Origin of the sequence: Actinoplanes sp. NPDC048988, assembly GCF_043197815.1 — a bacterium.
Lineage (GTDB): Bacteria > Actinomycetota > Actinomycetes > Mycobacteriales > Micromonosporaceae > Actinoplanes.
On sequence record NZ_JBICTW010000005.1, the window covers coordinates 445,778 to 464,638 of the forward strand.

Annotated in this window: 20 protein-coding genes and 1 pseudogene; 15 read left to right on the top strand and 6 right to left on the bottom strand. The window is 70.9% G+C overall.

The features are described 5' to 3' along the window. Positions 1-60 precede the first annotated feature (60 nt). The gene (locus ACGFJ7_RS20050; RefSeq protein ID WP_360251248.1) at positions 61-948 is read right to left on the bottom strand and encodes a fructose bisphosphate aldolase; all 888 of its coding nucleotides are present in this window, start codon (positions 946-948) and stop codon (positions 61-63) included. A gap of 665 nt (positions 949-1,613) precedes the next feature. On the opposite strand from ACGFJ7_RS20050, the gene ACGFJ7_RS20055 reads away from it, so the two are divergent. Beyond that, the gene (locus tag ACGFJ7_RS20055; RefSeq protein ID WP_392643028.1) at positions 1,614-2,369 is read left to right on the top strand and encodes a hypothetical protein; all 756 of its coding nucleotides are present in this window, start codon (positions 1,614-1,616) and stop codon (positions 2,367-2,369) included. A gap of 219 nt (positions 2,370-2,588) precedes the next feature. Here ACGFJ7_RS20055 and ACGFJ7_RS20060 read toward each other — a convergent pair whose 3' ends face one another. Together ACGFJ7_RS20060 and ACGFJ7_RS20065 are read right to left on the bottom strand one after the other, a co-directional pair. Continuing rightward, a complete protein-coding gene (locus tag ACGFJ7_RS20060) occupies positions 2,589-3,413 on the bottom strand; it encodes an alpha/beta hydrolase (protein ID WP_360251254.1) in 825 nt (274 codons plus the stop codon). 134 nt (positions 3,414-3,547) lie between these two features. Further along, a complete protein-coding gene (locus ACGFJ7_RS20065) occupies positions 3,548-4,174 on the bottom strand; it encodes a DedA family protein (RefSeq protein ID WP_392643030.1) in 627 nt (208 codons plus the stop codon). Between the two features lie 190 nt (positions 4,175-4,364). On the opposite strand from ACGFJ7_RS20065, the gene ACGFJ7_RS20070 reads away from it, so the two are divergent. Then, positions 4,365-4,877 (top strand): VOC family protein, encoded by a 513-nt coding sequence (locus tag ACGFJ7_RS20070; protein ID WP_392643032.1) that lies wholly within the window; start codon positions 4,365-4,367, stop codon positions 4,875-4,877. Positions 4,878-5,021: 144 nt separating this feature from the next. Here ACGFJ7_RS20070 and ACGFJ7_RS20075 read toward each other — a convergent pair whose 3' ends face one another. Beyond that, positions 5,022-5,903 carry an ornithine cyclodeaminase family protein gene (locus ACGFJ7_RS20075; protein WP_392643033.1) on the bottom strand — a complete coding sequence of 294 codons (882 nt, stop codon included), beginning with the start codon at positions 5,901-5,903 and terminating at the stop codon, positions 5,022-5,024. Positions 5,904-5,943: 40 nt separating this feature from the next. Here ACGFJ7_RS20075 and ACGFJ7_RS20080 point away from each other — a divergent pair, with 40 nt between their 5' ends. The 9 genes and pseudogenes from ACGFJ7_RS20080 (at position 5,944) to ACGFJ7_RS20120 (ending at position 14,256) form a co-directional block, all read left to right on the top strand. Further along, positions 5,944-6,609, top strand: coding sequence for a GntR family transcriptional regulator (locus ACGFJ7_RS20080; RefSeq protein ID WP_360251266.1), 666 nt, complete (start codon positions 5,944-5,946; stop codon positions 6,607-6,609). Further along, on the top strand, positions 6,606-7,484 hold the full coding sequence (locus tag ACGFJ7_RS20085; protein WP_392643035.1) for an NAD(P)/FAD-dependent oxidoreductase: 879 nt from the start codon (positions 6,606-6,608) through the stop codon (positions 7,482-7,484). Before ACGFJ7_RS20080 ends, ACGFJ7_RS20085 begins: the two co-directional genes overlap by 4 nt. Continuing rightward, positions 7,433-7,756 (top strand): annotated as a pseudogene (locus ACGFJ7_RS20090) (NAD(P)/FAD-dependent oxidoreductase); the annotation flags it as partial. The gene ACGFJ7_RS20085 and the pseudogene ACGFJ7_RS20090, both read left to right, overlap by 52 nt. A gap of 12 nt (positions 7,757-7,768) precedes the next feature. Next, on the top strand, positions 7,769-8,077 hold the full coding sequence (locus ACGFJ7_RS20095; protein ID WP_392643037.1) for a (2Fe-2S)-binding protein: 309 nt from the start codon (positions 7,769-7,771) through the stop codon (positions 8,075-8,077). Further along, positions 8,070-9,461 carry an FAD/NAD(P)-binding oxidoreductase gene (locus tag ACGFJ7_RS20100; RefSeq protein WP_360251275.1) on the top strand — a complete coding sequence of 464 codons (1,392 nt, stop codon included), beginning with the start codon at positions 8,070-8,072 and terminating at the stop codon, positions 9,459-9,461. Before ACGFJ7_RS20095 ends, ACGFJ7_RS20100 begins: the two co-directional genes overlap by 8 nt. Further along, the gene (locus ACGFJ7_RS20105; protein WP_392643039.1) at positions 9,458-10,369 is read left to right on the top strand and encodes a dihydrodipicolinate synthase family protein; all 912 of its coding nucleotides are present in this window, start codon (positions 9,458-9,460) and stop codon (positions 10,367-10,369) included. Before ACGFJ7_RS20100 ends, ACGFJ7_RS20105 begins: the two co-directional genes overlap by 4 nt. A 1-nt stretch (position 10,370) precedes the next feature. Further along, positions 10,371-11,372 (top strand): proline racemase family protein, encoded by a 1,002-nt coding sequence (locus ACGFJ7_RS20110; protein WP_392643041.1) that lies wholly within the window; start codon positions 10,371-10,373, stop codon positions 11,370-11,372. Positions 11,373-11,379: 7 nt separating this feature from the next. Further along, positions 11,380-12,828 carry an aldehyde dehydrogenase (NADP(+)) gene (locus ACGFJ7_RS20115; RefSeq protein ID WP_392643043.1) on the top strand — a complete coding sequence of 483 codons (1,449 nt, stop codon included), beginning with the start codon at positions 11,380-11,382 and terminating at the stop codon, positions 12,826-12,828. 87 nt (positions 12,829-12,915) lie between these two features. Then, positions 12,916-14,256 (top strand): MFS transporter, encoded by a 1,341-nt coding sequence (locus ACGFJ7_RS20120; protein WP_392643045.1) that lies wholly within the window; start codon positions 12,916-12,918, stop codon positions 14,254-14,256. 71 nt (positions 14,257-14,327) lie between these two features. On the opposite strand, the gene ACGFJ7_RS20125 is transcribed toward ACGFJ7_RS20120, so the two are convergent. Next, positions 14,328-15,017 (bottom strand): LuxR C-terminal-related transcriptional regulator, encoded by a 690-nt coding sequence (locus ACGFJ7_RS20125; protein WP_392643046.1) that lies wholly within the window; start codon positions 15,015-15,017, stop codon positions 14,328-14,330. Positions 15,018-15,133: 116 nt separating this feature from the next. Here ACGFJ7_RS20125 and ACGFJ7_RS20130 point away from each other — a divergent pair, with 116 nt between their 5' ends. Further along, positions 15,134-16,294: a cytochrome P450 gene (locus ACGFJ7_RS20130; RefSeq protein WP_392643048.1), complete on the top strand. Its 1,161-nt coding sequence runs from the start codon at positions 15,134-15,136 to the stop codon at positions 16,292-16,294. Positions 16,295-16,316: 22 nt separating this feature from the next. After that, positions 16,317-17,048 (top strand): hypothetical protein, encoded by a 732-nt coding sequence (locus tag ACGFJ7_RS20135; RefSeq protein ID WP_360251296.1) that lies wholly within the window; start codon positions 16,317-16,319, stop codon positions 17,046-17,048. Here the strand turns inward: ACGFJ7_RS20135 and ACGFJ7_RS20140 are convergent. Beyond that, positions 17,008-17,475, bottom strand: coding sequence for a YybH family protein (locus tag ACGFJ7_RS20140; protein ID WP_392643050.1), 468 nt, complete (start codon positions 17,473-17,475; stop codon positions 17,008-17,010). The two genes, ACGFJ7_RS20135 and ACGFJ7_RS20140, sit on opposite strands and share 41 nt — an antisense overlap. Positions 17,476-17,829: 354 nt before the next feature. On the opposite strand from ACGFJ7_RS20140, the gene ACGFJ7_RS20145 reads away from it, so the two are divergent. Both ACGFJ7_RS20145 and ACGFJ7_RS20150 read left to right on the top strand, forming a co-directional pair. Next, positions 17,830-17,988 carry a hypothetical protein gene (locus ACGFJ7_RS20145; protein WP_360251305.1) on the top strand — a complete coding sequence of 53 codons (159 nt, stop codon included), beginning with the start codon at positions 17,830-17,832 and terminating at the stop codon, positions 17,986-17,988. A gap of 137 nt (positions 17,989-18,125) precedes the next feature. After that, positions 18,126-18,593 (top strand): cyclic nucleotide-binding domain-containing protein, encoded by a 468-nt coding sequence (locus ACGFJ7_RS20150; protein ID WP_392643052.1) that lies wholly within the window; start codon positions 18,126-18,128, stop codon positions 18,591-18,593. Positions 18,594-18,861: the final 268 nt, after the last annotated feature.

Consider the following 18,861-nt stretch of genomic DNA (forward strand, 5'->3'; position numbering starts at 1 on the left):
ACGCGACTCTGATCACGGCCTGGAAACGAGCCGCGGACTTCGCCGGTGACGGCCTCCCGTTCAGGTGGCGGACGCCCGGTATATGTCGGTGATCGCCTGGTCGAGCACCCGGTCGAACTCGGCGTCGCTCTGGTCGCGGCGCAGATCCTGGGTCAGCGCCCGCGAGAAACTGGCGATCAGTCCGTGGTTCCGGGCGAGCCGCTCGTCGGCTTCCGCCTGGGTGTAACCGCCGGACAGCGCGACCACCCGCAGCACCTTCGGGTGCGCGATCAGCCCCGCGTAGAAGTCGTCCCGAGCCGGAATCGACAGCTTGAGCATCACCTGCCGCCCGTCCGGCACCCCCGCCAGCCGGTCGACGATCCCGGCCAGCAGCAGCTCCTCGGCCGCCGCCTTGCCGTCACTGTGAATGTCGACCTCAGGTTCGATGATCGGCACGAGCCCCGCGTCAAGGATCTCCGAGGCGTACCCGAACTGCTGATCCAGAACGGCGGCCACGCCGCCCCGATCGGCCTCGGCGATGAACGACCGCATCTTCGTCCCGAACACCCCACGACCGGCGGCCCGCTCCAGCAGCCCGCCGAGCCTGGTGAACGGCTTCATCAGCCGCACGCCGTCCTTTTCCGCGGCCAGCCCCTCATCGACTTTCACAAAAGGCACAACCCGCTTGCGACCCCAGAGGTACGCCGGGACGGGCACCCCCTCGACCTCACGCTCCATGGTCTGCTCGAACAGAATCGCCGCCAGCACCCGATCCCCACCGAACGCCGGCGCGGTGATGATCCGCGACCGGAACTCGTGCATGAGATCGAACATCTGCTCATCATCCGAGTACGCCGACTCCGGAACCCCGTACTGCGCAAGCGCCTTGGGTGTGCTTCCCCCACTCTGATCCAGCGCCGCGAGAAACCCCGTCCCCGACCCAACCTTCGAAAGCTGCTCCTGGTCCATCCCCCGATCGTGGCACCGCTACCGACCACTCGCCCGTCAGCGCGGAGTCACGCCCGTCACGCCCACGCCCCAAACGGATTAGCCCCCTTCGCCCGGCTCCCCACACCAACCGGATCAGGCACCCCACCGGCCCGACAAAAAGGACCATTTACGCTGGATTGCCCGGCGGACACGACTTACGGTCGCCTGAACCGAAGGGAAAAGTCATGCCACATCGCCCACGCAACGCTTCCGGAATGCGCCGGCGGCATTGGGCACTGACCCTCGGCCTGGCCACCGCAGCGACCCTCGACCTCACCGGAATCCTGAGTGCGACCCCAAGCCCACCGCCGCCCAGACCCCCAGCCGTCGCCGCAAGCACTCCGCGGCCCGAACCACCCGCCGCCATCGCAAGCACCCCGCGGCCCCAGCCACCCGCCGCCGTCGCAAGCACCCCGCGGCCCCAGCCACCCGCCGCCGTCGCAAGCACCCCGCGGCCCGAACCACCCGCCGCCACCGCAAACACCCCGCACCCCGAACCACCCGCCGCCACCGCAAACACCCCGCGCTGATTCCGGCGGTCGTCGCGTTTACCCCCGGTTGGATGCCGGCCGTCGTCGGGAGAGGCTTCGGCGGGCGGCGGGCGGCGGGCGGCGGATGGCGCCGAGGCGGTGCATGATCGGGGCATGTGGCGGAACCGGGATGCGAACTGGGATCTCTGGCCGGTGCCGGATTACCTGGACGAGGTCTACCGCGAGGTGCGGGCCGACGACGATGCGGTCCTCGTGCACCACAGCGCATTCTTCCGGCGTTTCCCAGCCGAACATTTCGGACGGTCCCTGGAGCTCGGGGCGGGACCGAACCTCTATCCGCTGATGCTGTCCGCCGCGGTCAGCCGTGAGATCGAGGCCGTGGAGCCGAGCACGGCCAGCGTCTCCTATTTGGAGGGTCAGCTGCGCGACGGACCCGAGGAGAGCTGGCAGCCGTTCTACGCCCGGTGCCGTGAGCTGCAACCGGCGCTGCCGGTCACGCTGAGTGAGGCGCTCGCCCGGGTGCGGGTACGCCGAGGCGGCGCCGCCGATCTGACACCGCGGTCGTACGACCTGGCATCGATGCACTTCGTCGCGGAGAGCGCCACCGAAAGCCCCGACGAGTTCCGCGACCTCTGCCACGCCTTCGCCGGCGCAGTCCGGCCGGGCGGCTGGCTGGTAGCCGCGTTCATGGAGAACATGGGCCGCTACCGCATAGCCGACGGCCCCGTCTGGCCCGGCTACCCCGTCGACAGCGCTGCCGTACAAGAGGTCTTCGCACCACTCACCGACGAGTTGACCATCGACCGCGTCAACTCGGCCCCAACCGGCGAAGGCTACGAAACCACCGGCATGGTCCTACTCACCGCCCGCACGCGAAATCCGCTCGCCCGCAAAGCCGCCGATAAGTAAAAGCGCTTATCCGCGAGAGCTTCCAGTTAGCGAAGACCGCTGGCTCCTGAAAGCCGCTGGCTCGCAAAACCGCCAGTTCGCGACAACCGCTGATTCGCGACAAGCGCCGTTTCGCCACAAGCGCCCGTTCGCGACAAGCGCCCGCTCGCGACAAGCGCCCGTTCGCGACAAGCGCGGAAAGCCGCCGAGCCGAAGCCCGGCGGCTTTGCTTGCGGTCCGTCAGGACTGGATGAACTCCAGCAGGTCGGCGTTGATGACCGCGGCCTGCGTGGTGGGCATGCCGTGCGGGAACCCGGCGTAGGTCTTCAGGGTGCCGTTCTGCACGAGCTTGGCCGAGAGCGGGCCCGAGTCGGCGTACGGAACGACCTGGTCGTCGTCGCCGTGCATGACCAGGACCGGGACCGTGATCTTCTTGAGGTCCTCGGTGAAGTCGGTCTGCGAGAACGCGACCACGCCGTCGTAGTGGGCCTTGGCGCCGCCCATCATGCCCTGGCGCCACCAGTTCTGGATGATGGCCTCGATCGGCTCGACACCGTCGCGGTTGAAGCCGTAGAACGCCGTGGCCGGCAGCTCGCGGTAGAAGACCGAGCGGTTGGTCGCCACCTGCTCCTGGATGCCGTCGAAGACGCTCTTCGGCAGGCCGCCCGGGTTGTTCTCGGTCTGCACCATGATCGGCGGTACGGCGCTGATCAGTACCGCCTTGGCGACGCGGCTCTCGCCGTGCCGGGCGATGTAGTGCGCGACCTCGCCACCACCGGTCGAGTGCCCGACGTGAATCGCGTCGTGCAGGTCGAGGTGCGCGGTCAGCGCGGCCAGGTCATCCGCGTAGTGGTCCATGTCGTGACCGTCGGCCACCTGCGTCGAACGGCCGTGACCCCGGCGGTCGTGGGCGATGACCCGGTAGCCGCGCTGAAGGAAGAACATCAGCTGCGCGTCCCAGTCATCGGACGACAGCGGCCATCCGTGGCTGAAGACGATCGGCTGGCCTGAGCCCCAGTCCTTGTAGAAGATCTCGACGCCGTCGGTGGTCGTGATGAAACCCATGCTGTTCCCCCCTAGTTCCTTGCTTGCCACGTCAACTTATGCCGTTGACCTGTGACGGACCACGAAACCGTGATGAACAAATGGGTGCCCTCCATCACGCGAGCAACCTGAGTAAGGTGCGCACCTCAGACCCCCTACGCCCCCGGCCGGCCCGCGTCCACAAGCACGCGTTCCGAAGTCTTGATGGCTTTTCTCCTTTTTGCCGACCTCCTCTGCACGAGCGCGCCCACACCGGCCAGGCTCATGCCGACGCCCAGGCCGAAAGCCGTGCCGAGCAGCGGCGAGTCGGCGAAGGCGACGCCTCCGAGAAGACCCAGACTGATGATGTACGCGGCCCAGGCCGCACTCGCCAGCAACGAGAACAGCCGAAACCGGCTCGTCGGAAACGACACCGACCCGGCGGTGACGGCACTCGCCGTACGCCCGTAAGGCAGGAAGCGCCCCACCAGAATCGCCACCCCGCCGTATCGCCCCAGCGCCCGTTCGGCCCGCTCCTTGGCGGCGATCAGCTTGCGGCTCCTGACCCAGCGCCCGGCCCGGCGTCCCAGCGCGTACGCGATCCCATCCCCCGCCATGCCGCCGGCCACCACGGCCACCGCCAGCGCCACGAGAGAAGACGAGCCGCTCGCCGACATCGCGCCGAGGCTGATCACCACAGCTTCGGACGGCATGGCCGGGAAGAACCCGTCGATCGCCACCAGCACGAACACGACGAGGTAGATCCAGGGCGACGAGATCAGCGGCATCACATGGTCCAGCAACGACGTCCTCCTCGATCTCTGCCATCGACCGTACGGATTGCCGGAACGCCGTTCGATGGTGCAAGCCCGCCGATCTTGGGTAGGGGCAGCACCACCAGCTCTCGTAGCCTTACAGCCCGCCCGGGCCGGATGCTTACAGGTTGCTTGCCAGCGGCCGAATTCTGACCGCATTGCCTGCGACTCTCGCGGCATGACCACACCGATTCTGCTTGCGCCCGGCTCGGTCCCCGAGGTGGGCGCCGTGCTCAATCCGTTCGTGATCGTCGACGACGCCGCGGCCTTCATCGAGTTCACCTCCGAAGTCTTCGGTGTACCGGAAACCGCCGAGGCGCGAACCTCGATGCCCGACGGCAAGCTCATCCATGCCCAGCTCCGCCTCGGCACCGTCGACCTCATGGTCGCCGACCGCCTCGACGGCTGGCCGCCACGCCCCGGCCTCCTGCAGGTCTGGGTCCACGACGCGGCCGAAGTCCTCCAGCGCGCCACCACCCTCGGCGCCACCACGGTCACCGAGCCGCTCCCGTTCTACGGCGAAATCACGCTCGCCCGCATGCTCGACCGCTGGCAGAACCTCTGGTGGCTCTGGTCCCCGGCGCCGGGCCAACCCGACCCGCTGCCGTCGTGGGAGGGCGGCTCGGACGCCATCTTCGGCACCCTCGACGAAACCCTGAAATCCCTGGCCACCCCTGGGTCGCGGCTATGAAGTCGAGGGCGCCGCAGGGAACGCCGGCGGAGGCGACCTCGGCGGAGCCCAGGCTCCGTAGGTGCCCTACGTGATCCAAGCCTGACCGTGGCGGTCCGTGAGCGATCGCGGACCGTAGCCGGCAACGGTGACGGGCTGACAGTCTCATGCCGCGGCCTCCACAACGGCGGTGGCGATCACAAGGTCCTCCCAGCCCATCCCCACGGTTTTGATCAACCGGGGCCGGGCGGCAGTGGAATTCTGGACCAGGTCGGCATAGGTGACCAGCGCTCCGGCGTCGATCACGCCGGCGTCGAGGGCCTGAATGACGTCGCCGGCCTCACGCAGGGCGGCGGCGCGCGACTCGACGAGCACGCCACCGCGGCGCACCGTCGCGGCGTCGACCTCCCTGGCGTCAGGCTCGTGGGAGCCGACGGCGACCACCACGGCCTCAGGCGCGAGCAGAGAACCGGGGAAGAGCGGCTGCCGGGCCGTGGTGCAGCAGACCACGAGGTCGGCGTCGGCGACCGCTTCAGCGCCGGCGGCGCTCGCACCGACACTGTCGGCGAAAGCGGCCGTTCTCGCCGGGTCCCGGCCCACGACGCGTACGGAATCAATCGGTCTTGTCTCCCGCAGCGCCTCGATGTGGCCCCGGGCCTGAGGGCCGGTGCCGAAGACGACAAGCCGGTGAGCGCCGGGCGGCGCGACCAGGTCGACACCGAGCGCCGACACCGCCGGGGTGCGCAAAGCGGTCAGCGCCGCGCCGTCGAGAACCGCGCGGGGAACTAGCGTCTCGGCGTCGAAGAGCACGTAGACCCCATGGACACGGGGCAGGCCACGAGCCGGGTTGCCGGGCGCGATGGTGACCAGTTTGACGCCGGCGGTCTTGTGATCGGCCGACGGCATCACCAGGATCTCACCGGTGCCGGTATCTATAGGTACGCGCGAGGGTTCGCGCTCGGGGTCGAGGCCGGCGGCCAAGGCGCCGCGCAGGGCTGCGACGGCTCGGGGAAAGCCGAGCGAGTGCACCTGGTCCGCGTTCAACATGCGCTGTACTATGTCACACACCACTGAAGGAGGCAACGAGATGACGATCGGACCGCTGCAGATCGCCGGCAGCTATCGCCAGTCGGTTGAGGAGGCGGTCGCGGCCGCGATCGTCTCCGGGGAGTTCCCGCCGGGCACCATGCTGACCGCTCCCACGCTGGCCGCGCGCTTCGACGTCTCCGCCACCCCCGTCCGGGAAGCGCTGTTGAATCTGGAGAAACGCGGGTTCGTCGAGATCGCGCGCAACAAGGGCTTCCGGGTCACCGAGGTCAGCCAGCAGGAACTCGAGCAGATCGTGCAGATCCGCCAGTGGCTCGAGGCGCCGGCGATGCGGCTGCTGGCCGGCAAGATCGAGGGCACGGTGCTGACCGAGCTCCGCGCCCAGGCCGAGGAGATCGTGACCAGCGCGGACGCCTCCGCCCTGCAGACCTATCTGGCGGCCGACATGGCCTTCCATCTTCATCTGCTCAGCCTGACCGGTAATGATCGGCTGGTCGCGCTGGTCGGCGACCTGCGGCAGCAGACCCGGCTGGTCGGCCTGGCCGACATGCTCGGCAGCACTGAGCTGGCTCGATCATCGGCCGAGCACCACACACTGCTCGACCTTCTTGTGGCTGGCGAGGGTGCCGCCGCAGAGGGTCTGATGCGCGTGCACATCGGCCACGTCACCGGCTGGTGGAGCGGCCGTCCCGAGGGTCCTCGATGAAAGTCATCGTCGTCGGCGCCGGCGTGGTCGGTGCCGCCGTCGCCCGGGAACTGACCGGCGCGGGCGTCGCGGTGACCGTTCTCGATCGGTCAGCCTCGGCGGGCGGCACGTCGGCCGCCGGCGAGGGCAACCTGCTGGTCTCCGACAAGGGACCCGGCGCCGAGCTCGAGCTCGCCCAGCGCTCGCTCACCCTCTGGGCGGCCATGAAAGACGAGGTCGAAGGCTTTCCCAGCATGGAGTACGAGGCCAAGGGCGGCCTGGTCGTCGCCACCACCGAGGCCGGCGCCGCGGGATTGCAGTCGTTCGCGTCGAGCCAGCGTGGCGCCGGGGTGATCGCGGATGACGTCGACCCGCACGAACTGGAGCCCGATCTCACCCCCGACTGCACCGCGGCCGTCCATTACCCGCAGGACGCTCAGGTGCAGCCCGCGATCGCTACCGAGGCGCTGCTGGCCGAGGCTCGCCGCCGCGGCGCCGTCGTGCGTCAAGGAGCCGAAGTGCTCGCGCCCCTCCTGGTCGGCGATCGGCTCGCCGGGGTCCGCACCACCGCCGGTGACCTGCTCGCCGACCATGTGGTGGTGGCCGCCGGCCCATGGTCGGGCGAGGTGGCCGCCCGCCTGGGTGTCGCGCTACCGGTGCGGCCCCGGCGCGGAACGATCCTGGTCACGACCCGTATGCCGCAACGCATTCGCCACAAGGTGTACGACGCGGACTATGTGGGCGCCGTCGGTTCGAGTGACGCCGCCCTGCAGACGTCCAGCGTGGTCGAGTCCACGGCGTCCGGCACCGTCCTGATCGGCTCGTCGCGCGAGCGGCGCGGCTTCGACGGGCGGATCGAGCACGGGTCCTGTCGGCGCTGGCCGCGAAGGCGATAGCGCTCTTCCCCTTCCTGTCCGACGTCGCGGTGATGCGGGCGTACGGCGGTTTTCGCCCCTATGTGCCTGATCATCTGCCGGTGATCGGGCCGGATCCCCGCCTTTCCGGCCTGTGGCACGCGACCGGGCACGAGGGCGCGGGCATCGTGTTGTCGGCGGCGACCGCCGAGCTCCTGGCCGACTTGCTGCTGGGGCGGCCGGTGAAGGTGCCCGCTTCGGCCTTCGCAGTGGAAAGGCCGACTTTGGCCTCGCATCTCGCCAGTAGTGTGTGACATACTACTGGCATGACGACGACCGGACCGATGCCCGTGGCCCCTGCCGACGACCCCGTCCGGCCCGGAGCCGCAGCGGAGATCGTGATCGTGGTCGACGACGTTCCACTAGCGGGCCTGGCTGGGCAGACCATCGCGGGAGTGCTGATGGCGGCGGGCCGTCAGAGCTGGCGCACCACCGGCCGGCGGAGCCGCCCTCGCGGAGTTTTCTGCGGCATCGGTGTCTGCTTCGACTGCCTGGTCACCGTGAACGGGCTGCCCGACGTGCGCGCCTGCCAGCGCCGCGCGGCCGACGGAGACGAGGTGACCACCCATGCCTGAGGTGCTGATCATCGGGGCCGGGCCGGCCGGACTGGCCGCCGCCGCGGCGGCCCGTCGCTCCGGCGCCCGGGTCATCGTGCTCGACGCCGCCGAGGAGGTCGGCGGTCAGTATTGGCGTCACCTGCCGGCGCAGCGCCCGGCCGCCCGCGAGCACGTGCTTCATCACGGCTGGGATCGGTTCGCCGCTCTGCGGAGGGAGCTGACCGGCGCCGAGATCGTGACAGCGGCGCAGGTCTGGCTGGCCGAGCGTCACGACGACCGGCCGCCCACGATACGGGTCCTCGTCGGCCCGGCCGACGGGAACGATCGCCGGTCGCGGACGTTCGAGCCCGACGCTCTGGTGCTGGCGACCGGCGCCTACGAGCGGACCCTGCCCTTCCCGGGGTGGGACCTTCCCGGCGTCTTCACCGCCGGGGCCGCCCAGTCCCTGGCCAAAGCCGAACGGGTCGCGGTCGGCCGGCGCGTGCTCGTCGCCGGGGCCGGCCCCTTCCTGCTGCCGGTGGCGTCGAGCCTGATCCGCACGGGAGCGCGGGTGGCCGGGGTGCTCGAGGCCGGCGGCTGGGGCCGGCTCGGCCGGGCCTGGACGGCTCGGCCCACCGAGCTGCTGAGCGCGTCGCGCAAGGCCGGCGAGCTGGCCGGGTACGTCCGCGATCTCGCGCGCCACCGCGTTCCCTACCGCGTGGCGACCGGCGTGATCGCCGCCCACGGGCACGACCGGGTCGAAGAGGTGACCGTCGCCCGCCTGGACACGCAGTGGACGCCGATCCCGGGCACGTCCAGGAGACTCGTGGTGGACGCGGTGTGCGTCAGCCACGGCTTCCTTCCCCGGACGGAGCTGGCCGTCGCCGCCGGGTGCGAGACCGGGCCGGAGGGTGCCGTCGCCGTGGACGGCGATTGCCGCACCAGCGTGCCCGGCGTCTTCGCGGCCGGCGAGATCACCGGCATCGGCGGTGCCGATCTGGCCCTGGCCGAGGGAACGATCGCGGGCACGGTGGCCGCCGGCGCCGCGCCCACGGCCGCTCAGCGCCGTGACGTGCTGACGCACCAGCGCTTCGCCGCCCGCCTCGGTGCCGGGCACGGCATCCGCCCGGGCTGGACCGGGTGGCTCGCCGACGACACTCTGATCTGCCGCTGCGAGGAGGTGACCGCCGGCGAACTGCGCGACATCGCCGTGGCCACCGGGTCACGCGGCCTGCGGTCCCTGAAGCTGAGCACCCGTGCGGGGCTCGGCGTCTGCCAGGGCCGGGTCTGCGGGCGCAGCGTCGAGGAACTTCTCGACCGTACGACCGGTGGCCTGCTCGACCCGGGCCGGACCGCCACCCGCCCCCTGGCCGGCCTGGTTCGCCTCGGCGAGCTGGCACGCATGCAAGGAGACACCGAATGACCGAGACTCTGCGTGGGGTCATCGTCGCCACCGCCCTCCCCTACCGCGAAGACTCCTCCGCCCCCGCCGGCCTGGCCGTCGACTACGACAAGTTCGCCGAGCATTGCGACTGGCTGATCAGCAGCGGCTGCCACGGCGTCGGGCCCAACGGCTCGCTCGGTGAGTACTCCTCGCTGACCGACGCCGAGCGCCGCAAGGTCGTGCAGGTGGCGGTCGAGGCCGTCGGTGGCCGCGGCGTGGTCGTCGCCGGCGTCCACGGTCCCGGCTGGCATCAGGCGAAACACTGGGCCGAGCTGGCCGCCGAGGACGGCGCCGACGGTGTGCTGGCCCTGCCCCCGACCATGTACCGGGCCAGCGCGGCGCAGGTGGTCGAACACTACACGCACATCGCCGAGGCCGGGCTCCCGATGATGATCTACAACAACCCCCATGACACCAAGGTCGACCTGGTCCCCTCGCTGGTGGCCGAGATCGCGCGGATTCCGCAGGTGAAGGCGGTGAAGGAGTTCAGCGGCGACGTGCGGCGGCTCTTCGAGATCCGCGAGAGGTGCGACATCGACGTGGTGGCCGGCGCCGACGACGTCCTGTTCGAGCTCATGGTGGACGGCGCGGTGGGCTGGTTCGCCGGCTTCCCCAACGTCTTCCCCGCCGAGTCGGTGCTCATCTACAACCTCATGCGCGACGGCCAGGTCGCCGAGGCCCGCGCGCTGTACGAGAAGCTGGTCGCGCTCTTCCGCTGGGACTCGCGCACCGAGTTCGTCCAGGCCATCAAGCTGAGCATGGACATCGTCGGCCGGTACGGCGGCCCGTGCCGGCCACCGCGCGGCGCCCTCACGCCGGAGCACCGTGCCCAGATCGAGGCCGAGACCAAGCGGGCGGTCGAGGCCGTCGCGACCCTGGCGGTCTGACATGCGCGCGTCCCGCATGTTCACCGCCGTCGACTCGCACACCGAGGGCATGCCGACGCGGGTCGTCACCGGCGGCGTCGGCACGATCCCCGGCGCCACGATGAACGAGCGCAGGCTGTACTTCATCGAGCACCTGGACGGCATCCGGCAGCTACTGATGAACGAGCCACGCGGGCACGCGGCCATGAGCGGCGCGATCCTTCAGCCACCGGCCCGGCCGGACGCCGACTTCGGCGTGGTCTACATCGAGGTGTCGGGCTGCCTGCCGATGTGCGGACACGGCACGATCGGCGTGGCGACGGTGCTGGTCGAGACCGGCATGGTGCCGGTCACCGAGCCGGTCACGACGATCCGGCTCGACACACCGGCCGGGCTGGTCGTGGCCAAGGTGCACGTGAGCGACGGGCACGCGGACGCGGTGACCCTGGAGAACGTGCCCGCCTACTGCGACCGGCTGGACGCGAGCATCGACGTTCCGGGCGTCGGCACGGTCCCGTACAGCCTGGCCTTCGGCGGCAACTTCTACGCGATGGTCGACCTGGAAGCGGTCGGGCTGCCGTTCGACCGGGCCCGGCAACGCGACATCCTCGACGCCGGCCTGGCCATCATGAACGCGATCAACCTGACGGACCCGCCCCGGCACCCCTCGATCGCCGGCGTCGACCATTGCCATCACGTCGAGTTCATCGCGCCGGGCTCCGACGCCCGGTTGTCCCGGCACGCGATGGCCATCCATCCGGGCTGGTTCGACCGCTCGCCCTGCGGGACCGGCACGTCGGCCCGGATGGCTGAGCTCTGGGCACGCGGTGAACTGGCGCTCGACCAGGACTTCGTCAACGAGTCGTTCATCGGCAGCCGCTTCACCGGCCGCCTGATCGGCGAAACCACCGTCGGCGGGCGGCCTGCCGTCCTGCCGACCATCACCGGCCGTGCTTGGGTGACCGGCATCGGCCAGTACATGCTGGACCCGTCCGACCCATATCCCACCGGCTTCGCGTTCTGAGGTTCCCATGACTGACGTAATCGGCGCCGCGGCCGCGGCCGACTTCGGCTCCTTCTCACCCCGCGATCGGGGCCGCGCCCTGGTCGCCGTCGCGGACGCGCTCGACGCCGCGGCCGACGAGCTGATTCCCGTGGCCCAGGCCGAGACGGGCCTGGCCGAGGGACGGCTGCGCGGCGAGCTCAAGCGGACAACCGTGCAGCTGAGACTCTTCGCCTCGGTCGCGGCCGCGGGTGAGTTCCTTGACGTACGCATCGACGACGCCGACCCGGAGTTCGTGCTCGGGCCGCGACCCGACCTGCGGCGCTACCGGGTGCCGCTGGGCCCCGTGCTCAACTTCGCGGCGAGCAACTTCCCGTTCGCCTTCTCGGTGCTGGGCGGCGACACGGCCTCGGCCCTGGCAGCCGGATGCGCGGTCGTGGTCAAGGCCCACCCCGGCCACCCGAAGCTCTCCGACCGCACCGCCGAGGTCGCCCGCGCCGCTATCGCCTCCACCGGGCTCCCGGCCGACGCCGTGACCGTCATCCACGGCCAGGACGAGGGCGTGGCCGCACTGCGCGACCCTCGGATCACCGCGGCCACCTTCACCGGATCGGTGGCCGGGGGCCGGGCGCTGGCCCGCATCGCCGCCGAGCGGGACCATCCGATCCCGTTCTACGGCGAGCTCGGCAGCATCAACCCGGTCGTGGTGACGCCCGCCGCCCTGGCCGAGCGGGCCGAACAGATCGCCGCCGGTTTCGCCACCAGCGTCACCAGTTCCGCCGGCCAGCTGTGCACCAAGCCGGGACTCCTCTTCGTTCCCGCCTCCGGCGACTTCGCCGGGCTCGCGGCTGGGGCGTTCGAGGCGGCGGGCCCGCACAGGCTGCTGCACCCGGGCATCGCCCAGGGGTACACACGGCGACGGGACGAGGTGCTGGGCACGCCGGGCGTCACCGTGGTCGTGACCGGTGAGGTCGCTGAGCTCGAGGCCTCGCCGACGCTGGTCGAGACCGATGTGGCGACGCTGATCGCGCATCGGGACACCCTGCTGGACGAGGCTTTCGGGCCGCTGTCGGTGGTCGTCCGCTACGAACCGGGTGGAGCGCTCGCGGCCGAACTGGCCGGGCTGGTCGAGGGGTCCCTGGCGGCCGGCGTGCACACCGGCGCGGGCGAGGACTCGCCGTGGCTGCGCGATCTGGTCGCGCTCCTGAGCGACCGGTCGGGCCGGCTTCTCTTCAACGGGTGGCCGACCGGGGTGGCGGTGACTCCGGCCCAGCAGCATGGCGGTCCGTGGCCGGCCACCACCAACCCGACCACCACGTCGGTCGGCACGGCGGCGATCGACCGGTTCCTGCGTCCGGTCACCTATCAGGACTGTCCGCCGGAGCTGCTGCCGGAGCCGCTGCGCGACGACAATCCCTGGCACGTCCCGCAGCATCGCTCCCCCGCCGGGGAATCCGCGCGCTGGGGCGAGATCTGACGGGGGTCTGCACCTGCGGACATCGCGGGTTGCCCGTGACGGGAAGGAGCCTGGGCGGTAGGTGATCATCCGCGCTTCGGTAGGTGGATGACTGACGTTCGGCAATCGCGTAACTCCGCCCGCGACCGGGTGGCATACGCGGGCGTCATCATGGCGGCGACCGTGGTGGCGTTCGCGGCGGGGGCGGGAAGCCCGCTCTTCGTGCTCTACCAGAGGGAATGGGGGTTTCCGGACTGGGAGTTGACCGCGGCGTTCACCGTCTACGCCGTAGCGCTGCTGGCCACGCTGCTCATCGCCGGGTCACTGTCCGACCACATCGGGCGGCGGCGGGTGGTGACCGGCGCGCTGATCCTGATGCTGGTCGCCTCGGGCCTGTTTCTCGCGGCCGACGGCATCGGATGGGTGATCGCGGCGCGGGTCGTGCAGGGGTTGGCCACCGGTGCCGCCACCAGCACGTTCACGGCGATGATCGTGGAGCTGGCGCCGGACGCGGGCAAGCGGACGGCGACGCTGATCAGCAGCGCGGCGCCGGTCGGCGGGCTGGCGCTGGGCGCGTTCGGAGCGGGTGTCGCGGTGCAGGTGAGCGACCGGCCGACCGTGGTGGTGTTCGGGTCGTTGACCGTGGTCTTCGTGCTGGGCATCGCGGCGGTGCTGTTGGCCCGTGAGACCGCCACGCCACGGCCCCACGCGCTGGCCTCGCTGCGGCCCCGGCTGGCCGTGCCGCGGCGGGCCGCGGGCGAGTTCGCCGCGGCCGCTCCGCTGTTGGCGGCCGCGTGGAGCCTGTCCGGCCTGTTCCTCGGGCTCGCCCCGTCGATCGACCACGGCATCTTCGGCGTCGACAGCGGCACGGTCAACGGGCTCGTCGTCGCCCTGCAGCCCACGTCGTCCGCGATCGCCGGGCTAGCGCTCGGCGGCATCCCGACCCGCCGGCGGGCCGTACTCGGCAGCGCGCTGGTCCTCGCCGGTGTCGTCGTGGCCGCCATCGGCGCGGTGACCGGAACGCTCGTCGTCTTCGGCCTCGGCGCCGTCATCGGCGGCATCGGGTTCGGCAGCGGGTTCGCCGCCACGCTGCAGATTCTCGGTCCGCTGGCCCGCGAACACGAACGGGGCGGGCTGTTCTCCGCGGTCTACCTGGTGAACTACCTGGCCTACGGCGTGCCCGCACTGATCGCCGGCCTCGTCGTCGACCGGGCCGGCCTGAGCGCCACCGTCGTCGGCTATGCCGCGGTCACCGCCGCACTGGCCACGGTCGCCCTCTTCGTGCAGACGGCCCGCGCGCGGACAGCCTCACCCGCTCCGATCGTCCACGCACCCGACTCGCCCCGAGGCGGAGGACGATCCGGTCGCGTTGGTGGAGGAAACACGCCCGCACCGGATACGACCTCGCCCGAGACCACGAGCGAGTGCGCGACGAGGCCCGGCCGGTGAAGGCGCTGTGGTCCACGACGACAAGAGCCGGGTCCGAGCCCGGACCGCGCCCCTGCGGAGCAGACGCGCAGTCAGATGACTCCGAAGCGCATGGCGTGGGCGATTATGTGGGAGCGGTTGCGCAAGGACAAGCGGCGGAGGATGCCGCTGATCACTGCTTTCACCGTTCGTTCGGAGCAGTTCAGGTGGGCGCCGATCTCGGTTGTTTCCCAGCCCTCGGCCATGAGGCGGATCACCTCCACCTCGCGTGGGCGCAAGCCTGAGGCGGCTCTGCCGGACTCGTCGAGGACGTCGCTCTGCAATTGGCGTACGTGGGTCATCAGGTCGCCCGCCAAGCCCGGCGGGAGGACGGCGCCGCCTCCGACCGCGGTGTGGATGCTGCCGGACAGGCGGTCGGTGGTTACGGCGGCTACGGGCAGGACGCTCACCACCCGGCATTCGACGGCGGCGAGCAGCTCTTCGCGGGTGATCTCCTCCACGATCAGGACCACCGGGCGGCGGGTTTCGACCGAGGAGCGGCGCAAGGCGGGGATCACCCGGCCGTCCACCCGGGCGGCGGCGAAGACCAGCACATCGGCCGTGGCGCCGTCGCCGTCGACGATGTGGAGACCGGGGACGAGCCCGAGCAGCCGGGACAGGCCTGCCAGGTTCAGCGGATCGGTGGCACGCAGAGCGACCGTGATCGCTGCCGGGGCAAGGCCGGCAATCGGTGTCGCGGCCAGGGGCGTGATCGTTGTGGGGGCAAGGGCGGTTGTCTCCATGGGCAAAAGCGTGCGCCGCGGACGTGGCGGGACCATGCGTCGTTCGACCGGTCGGCGGTGAGGGCCGGTATTGTCGGGGCTGTTGATTGATGAACTTGGATGGAAGAGGAGAGTTCATGACGTCGCATGTTCGGGTCGATCTCGGCGATCCCGCGTTTCATGCCAATCCCCATCCGTTCTACGCTCGGCTGCGCCGCGAGGATCCGGTGCATTGGGTACGGCTTCCCGATGGGACCGGCGCCTGGCTGGTCACCAGGTATGAGGACGCAAGGCACGCGTTGAGTGATCCGCGCCTGTCCAAGCAGTACCCGGCGGTCGGGCTCCCGGCGGTCAGCCGGCACATGCTCGCCGCGGATCCGCCCGACCACACGCGGCTGCGCCGGCTGGTGTCGGCGGCCTTCACCGCGCGCCGCGTCGAGGCTCTGCGCCCGCGGATCGAGGAGATCACGGCCGGCCTCCTCGACGAGATGAGTGGTGGCGGGGAGGTTGATCTGATTGACGCCTTTGCGTTTCCGCTTCCCATTCAGGTGATCTGTGAGCTGCTGGGGGTGCCGGCCGGCGATCGGGACGCCTTCCGGGAGTGGACCACCGCCATCGTCGGCGGGCCGCAGCCTGGGGTCGATCACGCGGGGGCGGTGCTCGCCTTGATCGCCTACATCCAGGATCTGCTCGGGCGGCGGCGCCACCAGGGCGGCGACGACCTCCTCGCGGCGCTTCTCGACGTTCGTGAGGAAGGGGACCGGCTCAGCGAGGACGAACTCACCTCGATGGTGTTCCTGCTGCTCATCGCCGGGCACGAAACCACCGTCAATCTGATCGGCAACGGGGCCTGGCTGCTGCTCAGCGACCGTCAGCGGTGGGAACGGCTGGTCGCCGAGCCCTCGCTGCTGCCGGCGGCGATCGAGGAGATGCTGCGGTTCGAGGCGCCCGTCGAGACCGCCACCTTCCGGATCGCCGTCACCGATCTGACCATCGGCGACCAGCATGTCGCGGCCGGCGATCAGGTCGTGGTCGGGCTGTTGGCGGCCAACCGCGACGAGCGTTTCCCGGCGCCGGACGACATGGTGCTCGATCGGGACAACAACGCGCATCTGGCCTTCGGGCACGGCATCCACTACTGCCTGGGTGCGCCGCTGGCCCGGCTGGAAGGCCAGGTCGCCTTCACCCGGCTGATCGAGCGCTTCCCCGATCTGCGGCTGGCGCCGGAAGCCCGGCCCGACTGGCGGCCGGGGCTGCTTCTGCGCGGGCTGCGGGAGTTGCCCGTACGGCTGTCTTGAACCGCGGTTTCACAATCGGGGCATGGGCTGGTGGGGACGGGCGGATTGCCCGGTACGCGAAGTGGAGCGGGACTGGATCGAGACGTCGCTGGACTGGATGATCGGCCAGTTCGGCCGCGAGCGGCTGCTCGGGACGGTGGTGCTGCCCACCGACGAGTTCTTCCCGGGGGTCTACCGGGGAAGCCGGGACGACATCCGGGCGGTGTTCCGCCGGGTCAGCGCGCACATGGGAGTCGACCCGGCGGCCATCGACCTCGAGCATGACGCCGACGAGGAGGACGACGCGCTGGCGGCGTCCGTGCCGCTGAACCGGCAGTGGCAGGTGGCGGCCGGGCATCACCGCGTCCGGGACGGGCGGTCGGTCATCGGCATCCGCGACGACAAGGCGGCCGAGCCGATGGCCCTGGTCGCGACCATCGCGCACGAGCTGGGTCACGCGCTCCTGCTCAACGACGCCGGCACGGTCCGGATCGACCCCGAGCGCGAGGATCACGAGCCGCTGACCGACCTGCTCACGGTCTTCTTCGGGCTGGGCATCTTCACGGCCAACGCCGCCTTCGAGTTCAACCGGCACGAGACCGGCTACCGCACGTCGCGGCTGGGCTATCTGACCGAGCCGATGTACGGGTACGCGCTGGCCCGGTACGCGTGGCTGCGCGGCGAGCCGGATCCGATGTGGGCGCGATGCCTGGACACCAACCCACGGGCGTACCTCAAGCGGGGTCTTCGGTATCTGAGCCGGAACCCGGTGTGACGCCGCGGGCCAGGGCGGCCAGCGTGGCGTGATCGATACGATGGGTCAGCGCGTCGGCGTGGCGGTGCAGGAGCAGCCATCGGCCCTCGACCCGCCGGAAGGCCAGGGTCACGCGCAGCGACCAGTCCTGGTTCAGGCCGCCGATGCGGCCGTGCTGGTGCTCGATCAGGACCACCACGGCCAGGTCGCCCGAGTGGTGGGCGGCCACGATCTCGGTCTCCACCTCGCCGCCCTGGAACCACTCGGCGATGCCCGCCGCCGCCTCGTCGGTCAGGGTCGCGCCGTGGTCGACCGCACCGCCGTACGGGGACATCAGGGTGTAATCACCAGCGTGCGGAAGCAGGTCGGCATAGCCGCGCGCGTCACCCTGGATCAGGCAGCGGGCCGCCGCGGACACTCGGTCGAGCAGGGGCGCGAGATCGGTCATCGGGCCATGGTGACCGCCGCCGCGCCGAAGCGCCGCCGGGTAGGCGACAACCGGCGGCCGACTACCTGACCAGGGTGGCCAGCAGGCCGAGGTTGAGCAGGATGACCAGGGCGCCGGCCAGCCAGGCGGCGGCCGTCGTGATCCGGCGTCAACCCCGACCCCAGCTCGGGCCGGGCGATCCGGTTCAGCTTGATGGTGTCGTACGCGAAACCGGCCGCCGCCGGCGGACGCCCCGGCCAGCGGCAGCGGCAGCCCGAACAGCAGGTGCAGGCCCAGGGCCGCCCCCACGACGGCGACGTCGGAGACGGCCGAGATGGGCTACATCGCCCAGGGCGCGGGCCGGATGACCAGCCGATGCCCCGCGACATCGGCTACCGCGCGGCCCTGAGCGCCCTACGCCCGGAGACGGTCGCGGCCGCCTTCGAGATCGCGCCCGAGGACGTGCCGGCGCTGCCGTTCACCCCGGCCGACCCGCTGATCGTGGGCCGGGTCAACCAGGTCGACCGGGGATGAACGGTCAGGCGCCCTCGTACGCCCGAATGATCGTCTGATCGATCGAACTGCCGCCGGCGGCGCCGGCGGAACTGCATTTCGATTCAACGGTCCCTTCGGCCCTACTGGAAGGCGGCCGGCCGGACGAGCCTGAAGCCATGACCACACTGTCCGTCTTCGATCTGCTCGCCCTGCACGACTTCGCGGCCGACATGCCGGCGCACTGGATGCACCGGCTGTCGTGGGCGGGCCGTCCGGTCTACCGCGCGTCGGGCCACCGGCTGTGCCGCGAGGACGGCCCGGCCGACCGGTTCTGGCTGATCCACTCGGGCACGGTTGCGATCGACCTGTTCGTGCCCGGCCGCGGCGACGTCACCATCGAACGTCTCGGTCCCGGCTCGGTGGTCGGCTGGTCGTGGCTGCTGCCACCCTGCCGCTGGCGTTTCGGGGCGGTCGTCGCCGAGGACATCCGCGCGGTCGAGCTCGACGCCGTACGCGTCCACAAGCTCATGTCCGAGGACCCGGACCTGGCCCGCGACCTGAGCCAGCGGTTCCTCGCCGTCACCGGCGACCGCCTGGCCGCCGCCCGCCACCGCCTGGTCGAGCTCTACGCGGTAGCCCCGTAACCGCCGTCCGCGTAGGCCCGCGTTACCAGCGCGGGTCGGGAATGTACGGGGATGCTCGCCGCGGGGTTGGAGGCGCAGCGCACGCGGGCGAGCTCGACGATGACGGGCGTCGACTGGTGGTGCGTAACGGTCACGCCCGGCCGCGGCAGGTGCTACCAGTGCCGGCGCGGAGGAAGCGATTAGGCCCTCGGATTCTGGACCGCGCTGCCGGCGCCCGACCGACGGCGGGATCCTCCAGAATTGCCTGTCGTTCGGTTCGCCGGGCCGT

Bases quoted from the DNA above. Each gene is read 5' to 3' on its own strand.
- ACGFJ7_RS20145 (WP_360251305.1), top strand. From the start codon at position 17,830: ATGCCCCGCGACATCGGCTACCGCGCGGCCCTGAGCGCCCTACGCCCG.
- ACGFJ7_RS20130 (WP_392643048.1), top strand. From the start codon at position 15,134: ATGACGTCGCATGTTCGGGTCGATCTCGGCGATCCCGCGTTTCATGCC.
- ACGFJ7_RS20080 (WP_360251266.1), top strand. From the start codon at position 5,944: ATGACGATCGGACCGCTGCAGATCGCCGGCAGCTATCGCCAGTCGGTT.
- ACGFJ7_RS20050 (WP_360251248.1), bottom strand. From the start codon at position 948: ATGGACCAGGAGCAGCTTTCGAAGGTTGGGTCGGGGACGGGGTTTCTC.
- ACGFJ7_RS20115 (WP_392643043.1), top strand. From the start codon at position 11,380: ATGACTGACGTAATCGGCGCCGCGGCCGCGGCCGACTTCGGCTCCTTC.
- ACGFJ7_RS20110 (WP_392643041.1), top strand. From the start codon at position 10,371: ATGCGCGCGTCCCGCATGTTCACCGCCGTCGACTCGCACACCGAGGGC.
- ACGFJ7_RS20070 (WP_392643032.1), top strand. From the start codon at position 4,365: ATGACCACACCGATTCTGCTTGCGCCCGGCTCGGTCCCCGAGGTGGGC.
- ACGFJ7_RS20100 (WP_360251275.1), top strand. From the start codon at position 8,070: ATGCCTGAGGTGCTGATCATCGGGGCCGGGCCGGCCGGACTGGCCGCC.
- ACGFJ7_RS20125 (WP_392643046.1), bottom strand. From the start codon at position 15,017: ATGGAGACAACCGCCCTTGCCCCCACAACGATCACGCCCCTGGCCGCG.
- ACGFJ7_RS20120 (WP_392643045.1), top strand. From the start codon at position 12,916: ATGACTGACGTTCGGCAATCGCGTAACTCCGCCCGCGACCGGGTGGCA.
- ACGFJ7_RS20085 (WP_392643035.1), top strand. From the start codon at position 6,606: ATGAAAGTCATCGTCGTCGGCGCCGGCGTGGTCGGTGCCGCCGTCGCC.
- ACGFJ7_RS20055 (WP_392643028.1), top strand. From the start codon at position 1,614: ATGTGGCGGAACCGGGATGCGAACTGGGATCTCTGGCCGGTGCCGGAT.
- ACGFJ7_RS20075 (WP_392643033.1), bottom strand. From the start codon at position 5,903: ATGTTGAACGCGGACCAGGTGCACTCGCTCGGCTTTCCCCGAGCCGTC.
- ACGFJ7_RS20095 (WP_392643037.1), top strand. From the start codon at position 7,769: ATGACGACGACCGGACCGATGCCCGTGGCCCCTGCCGACGACCCCGTC.
- ACGFJ7_RS20135 (WP_360251296.1), top strand. From the start codon at position 16,317: ATGGGCTGGTGGGGACGGGCGGATTGCCCGGTACGCGAAGTGGAGCGG.
- ACGFJ7_RS20105 (WP_392643039.1), top strand. From the start codon at position 9,458: ATGACCGAGACTCTGCGTGGGGTCATCGTCGCCACCGCCCTCCCCTAC.
- ACGFJ7_RS20060 (WP_360251254.1), bottom strand. From the start codon at position 3,413: ATGGGTTTCATCACGACCACCGACGGCGTCGAGATCTTCTACAAGGAC.
- ACGFJ7_RS20150 (WP_392643052.1), top strand. From the start codon at position 18,126: ATGACCACACTGTCCGTCTTCGATCTGCTCGCCCTGCACGACTTCGCG.
- ACGFJ7_RS20140 (WP_392643050.1), bottom strand. From the start codon at position 17,475: ATGACCGATCTCGCGCCCCTGCTCGACCGAGTGTCCGCGGCGGCCCGC.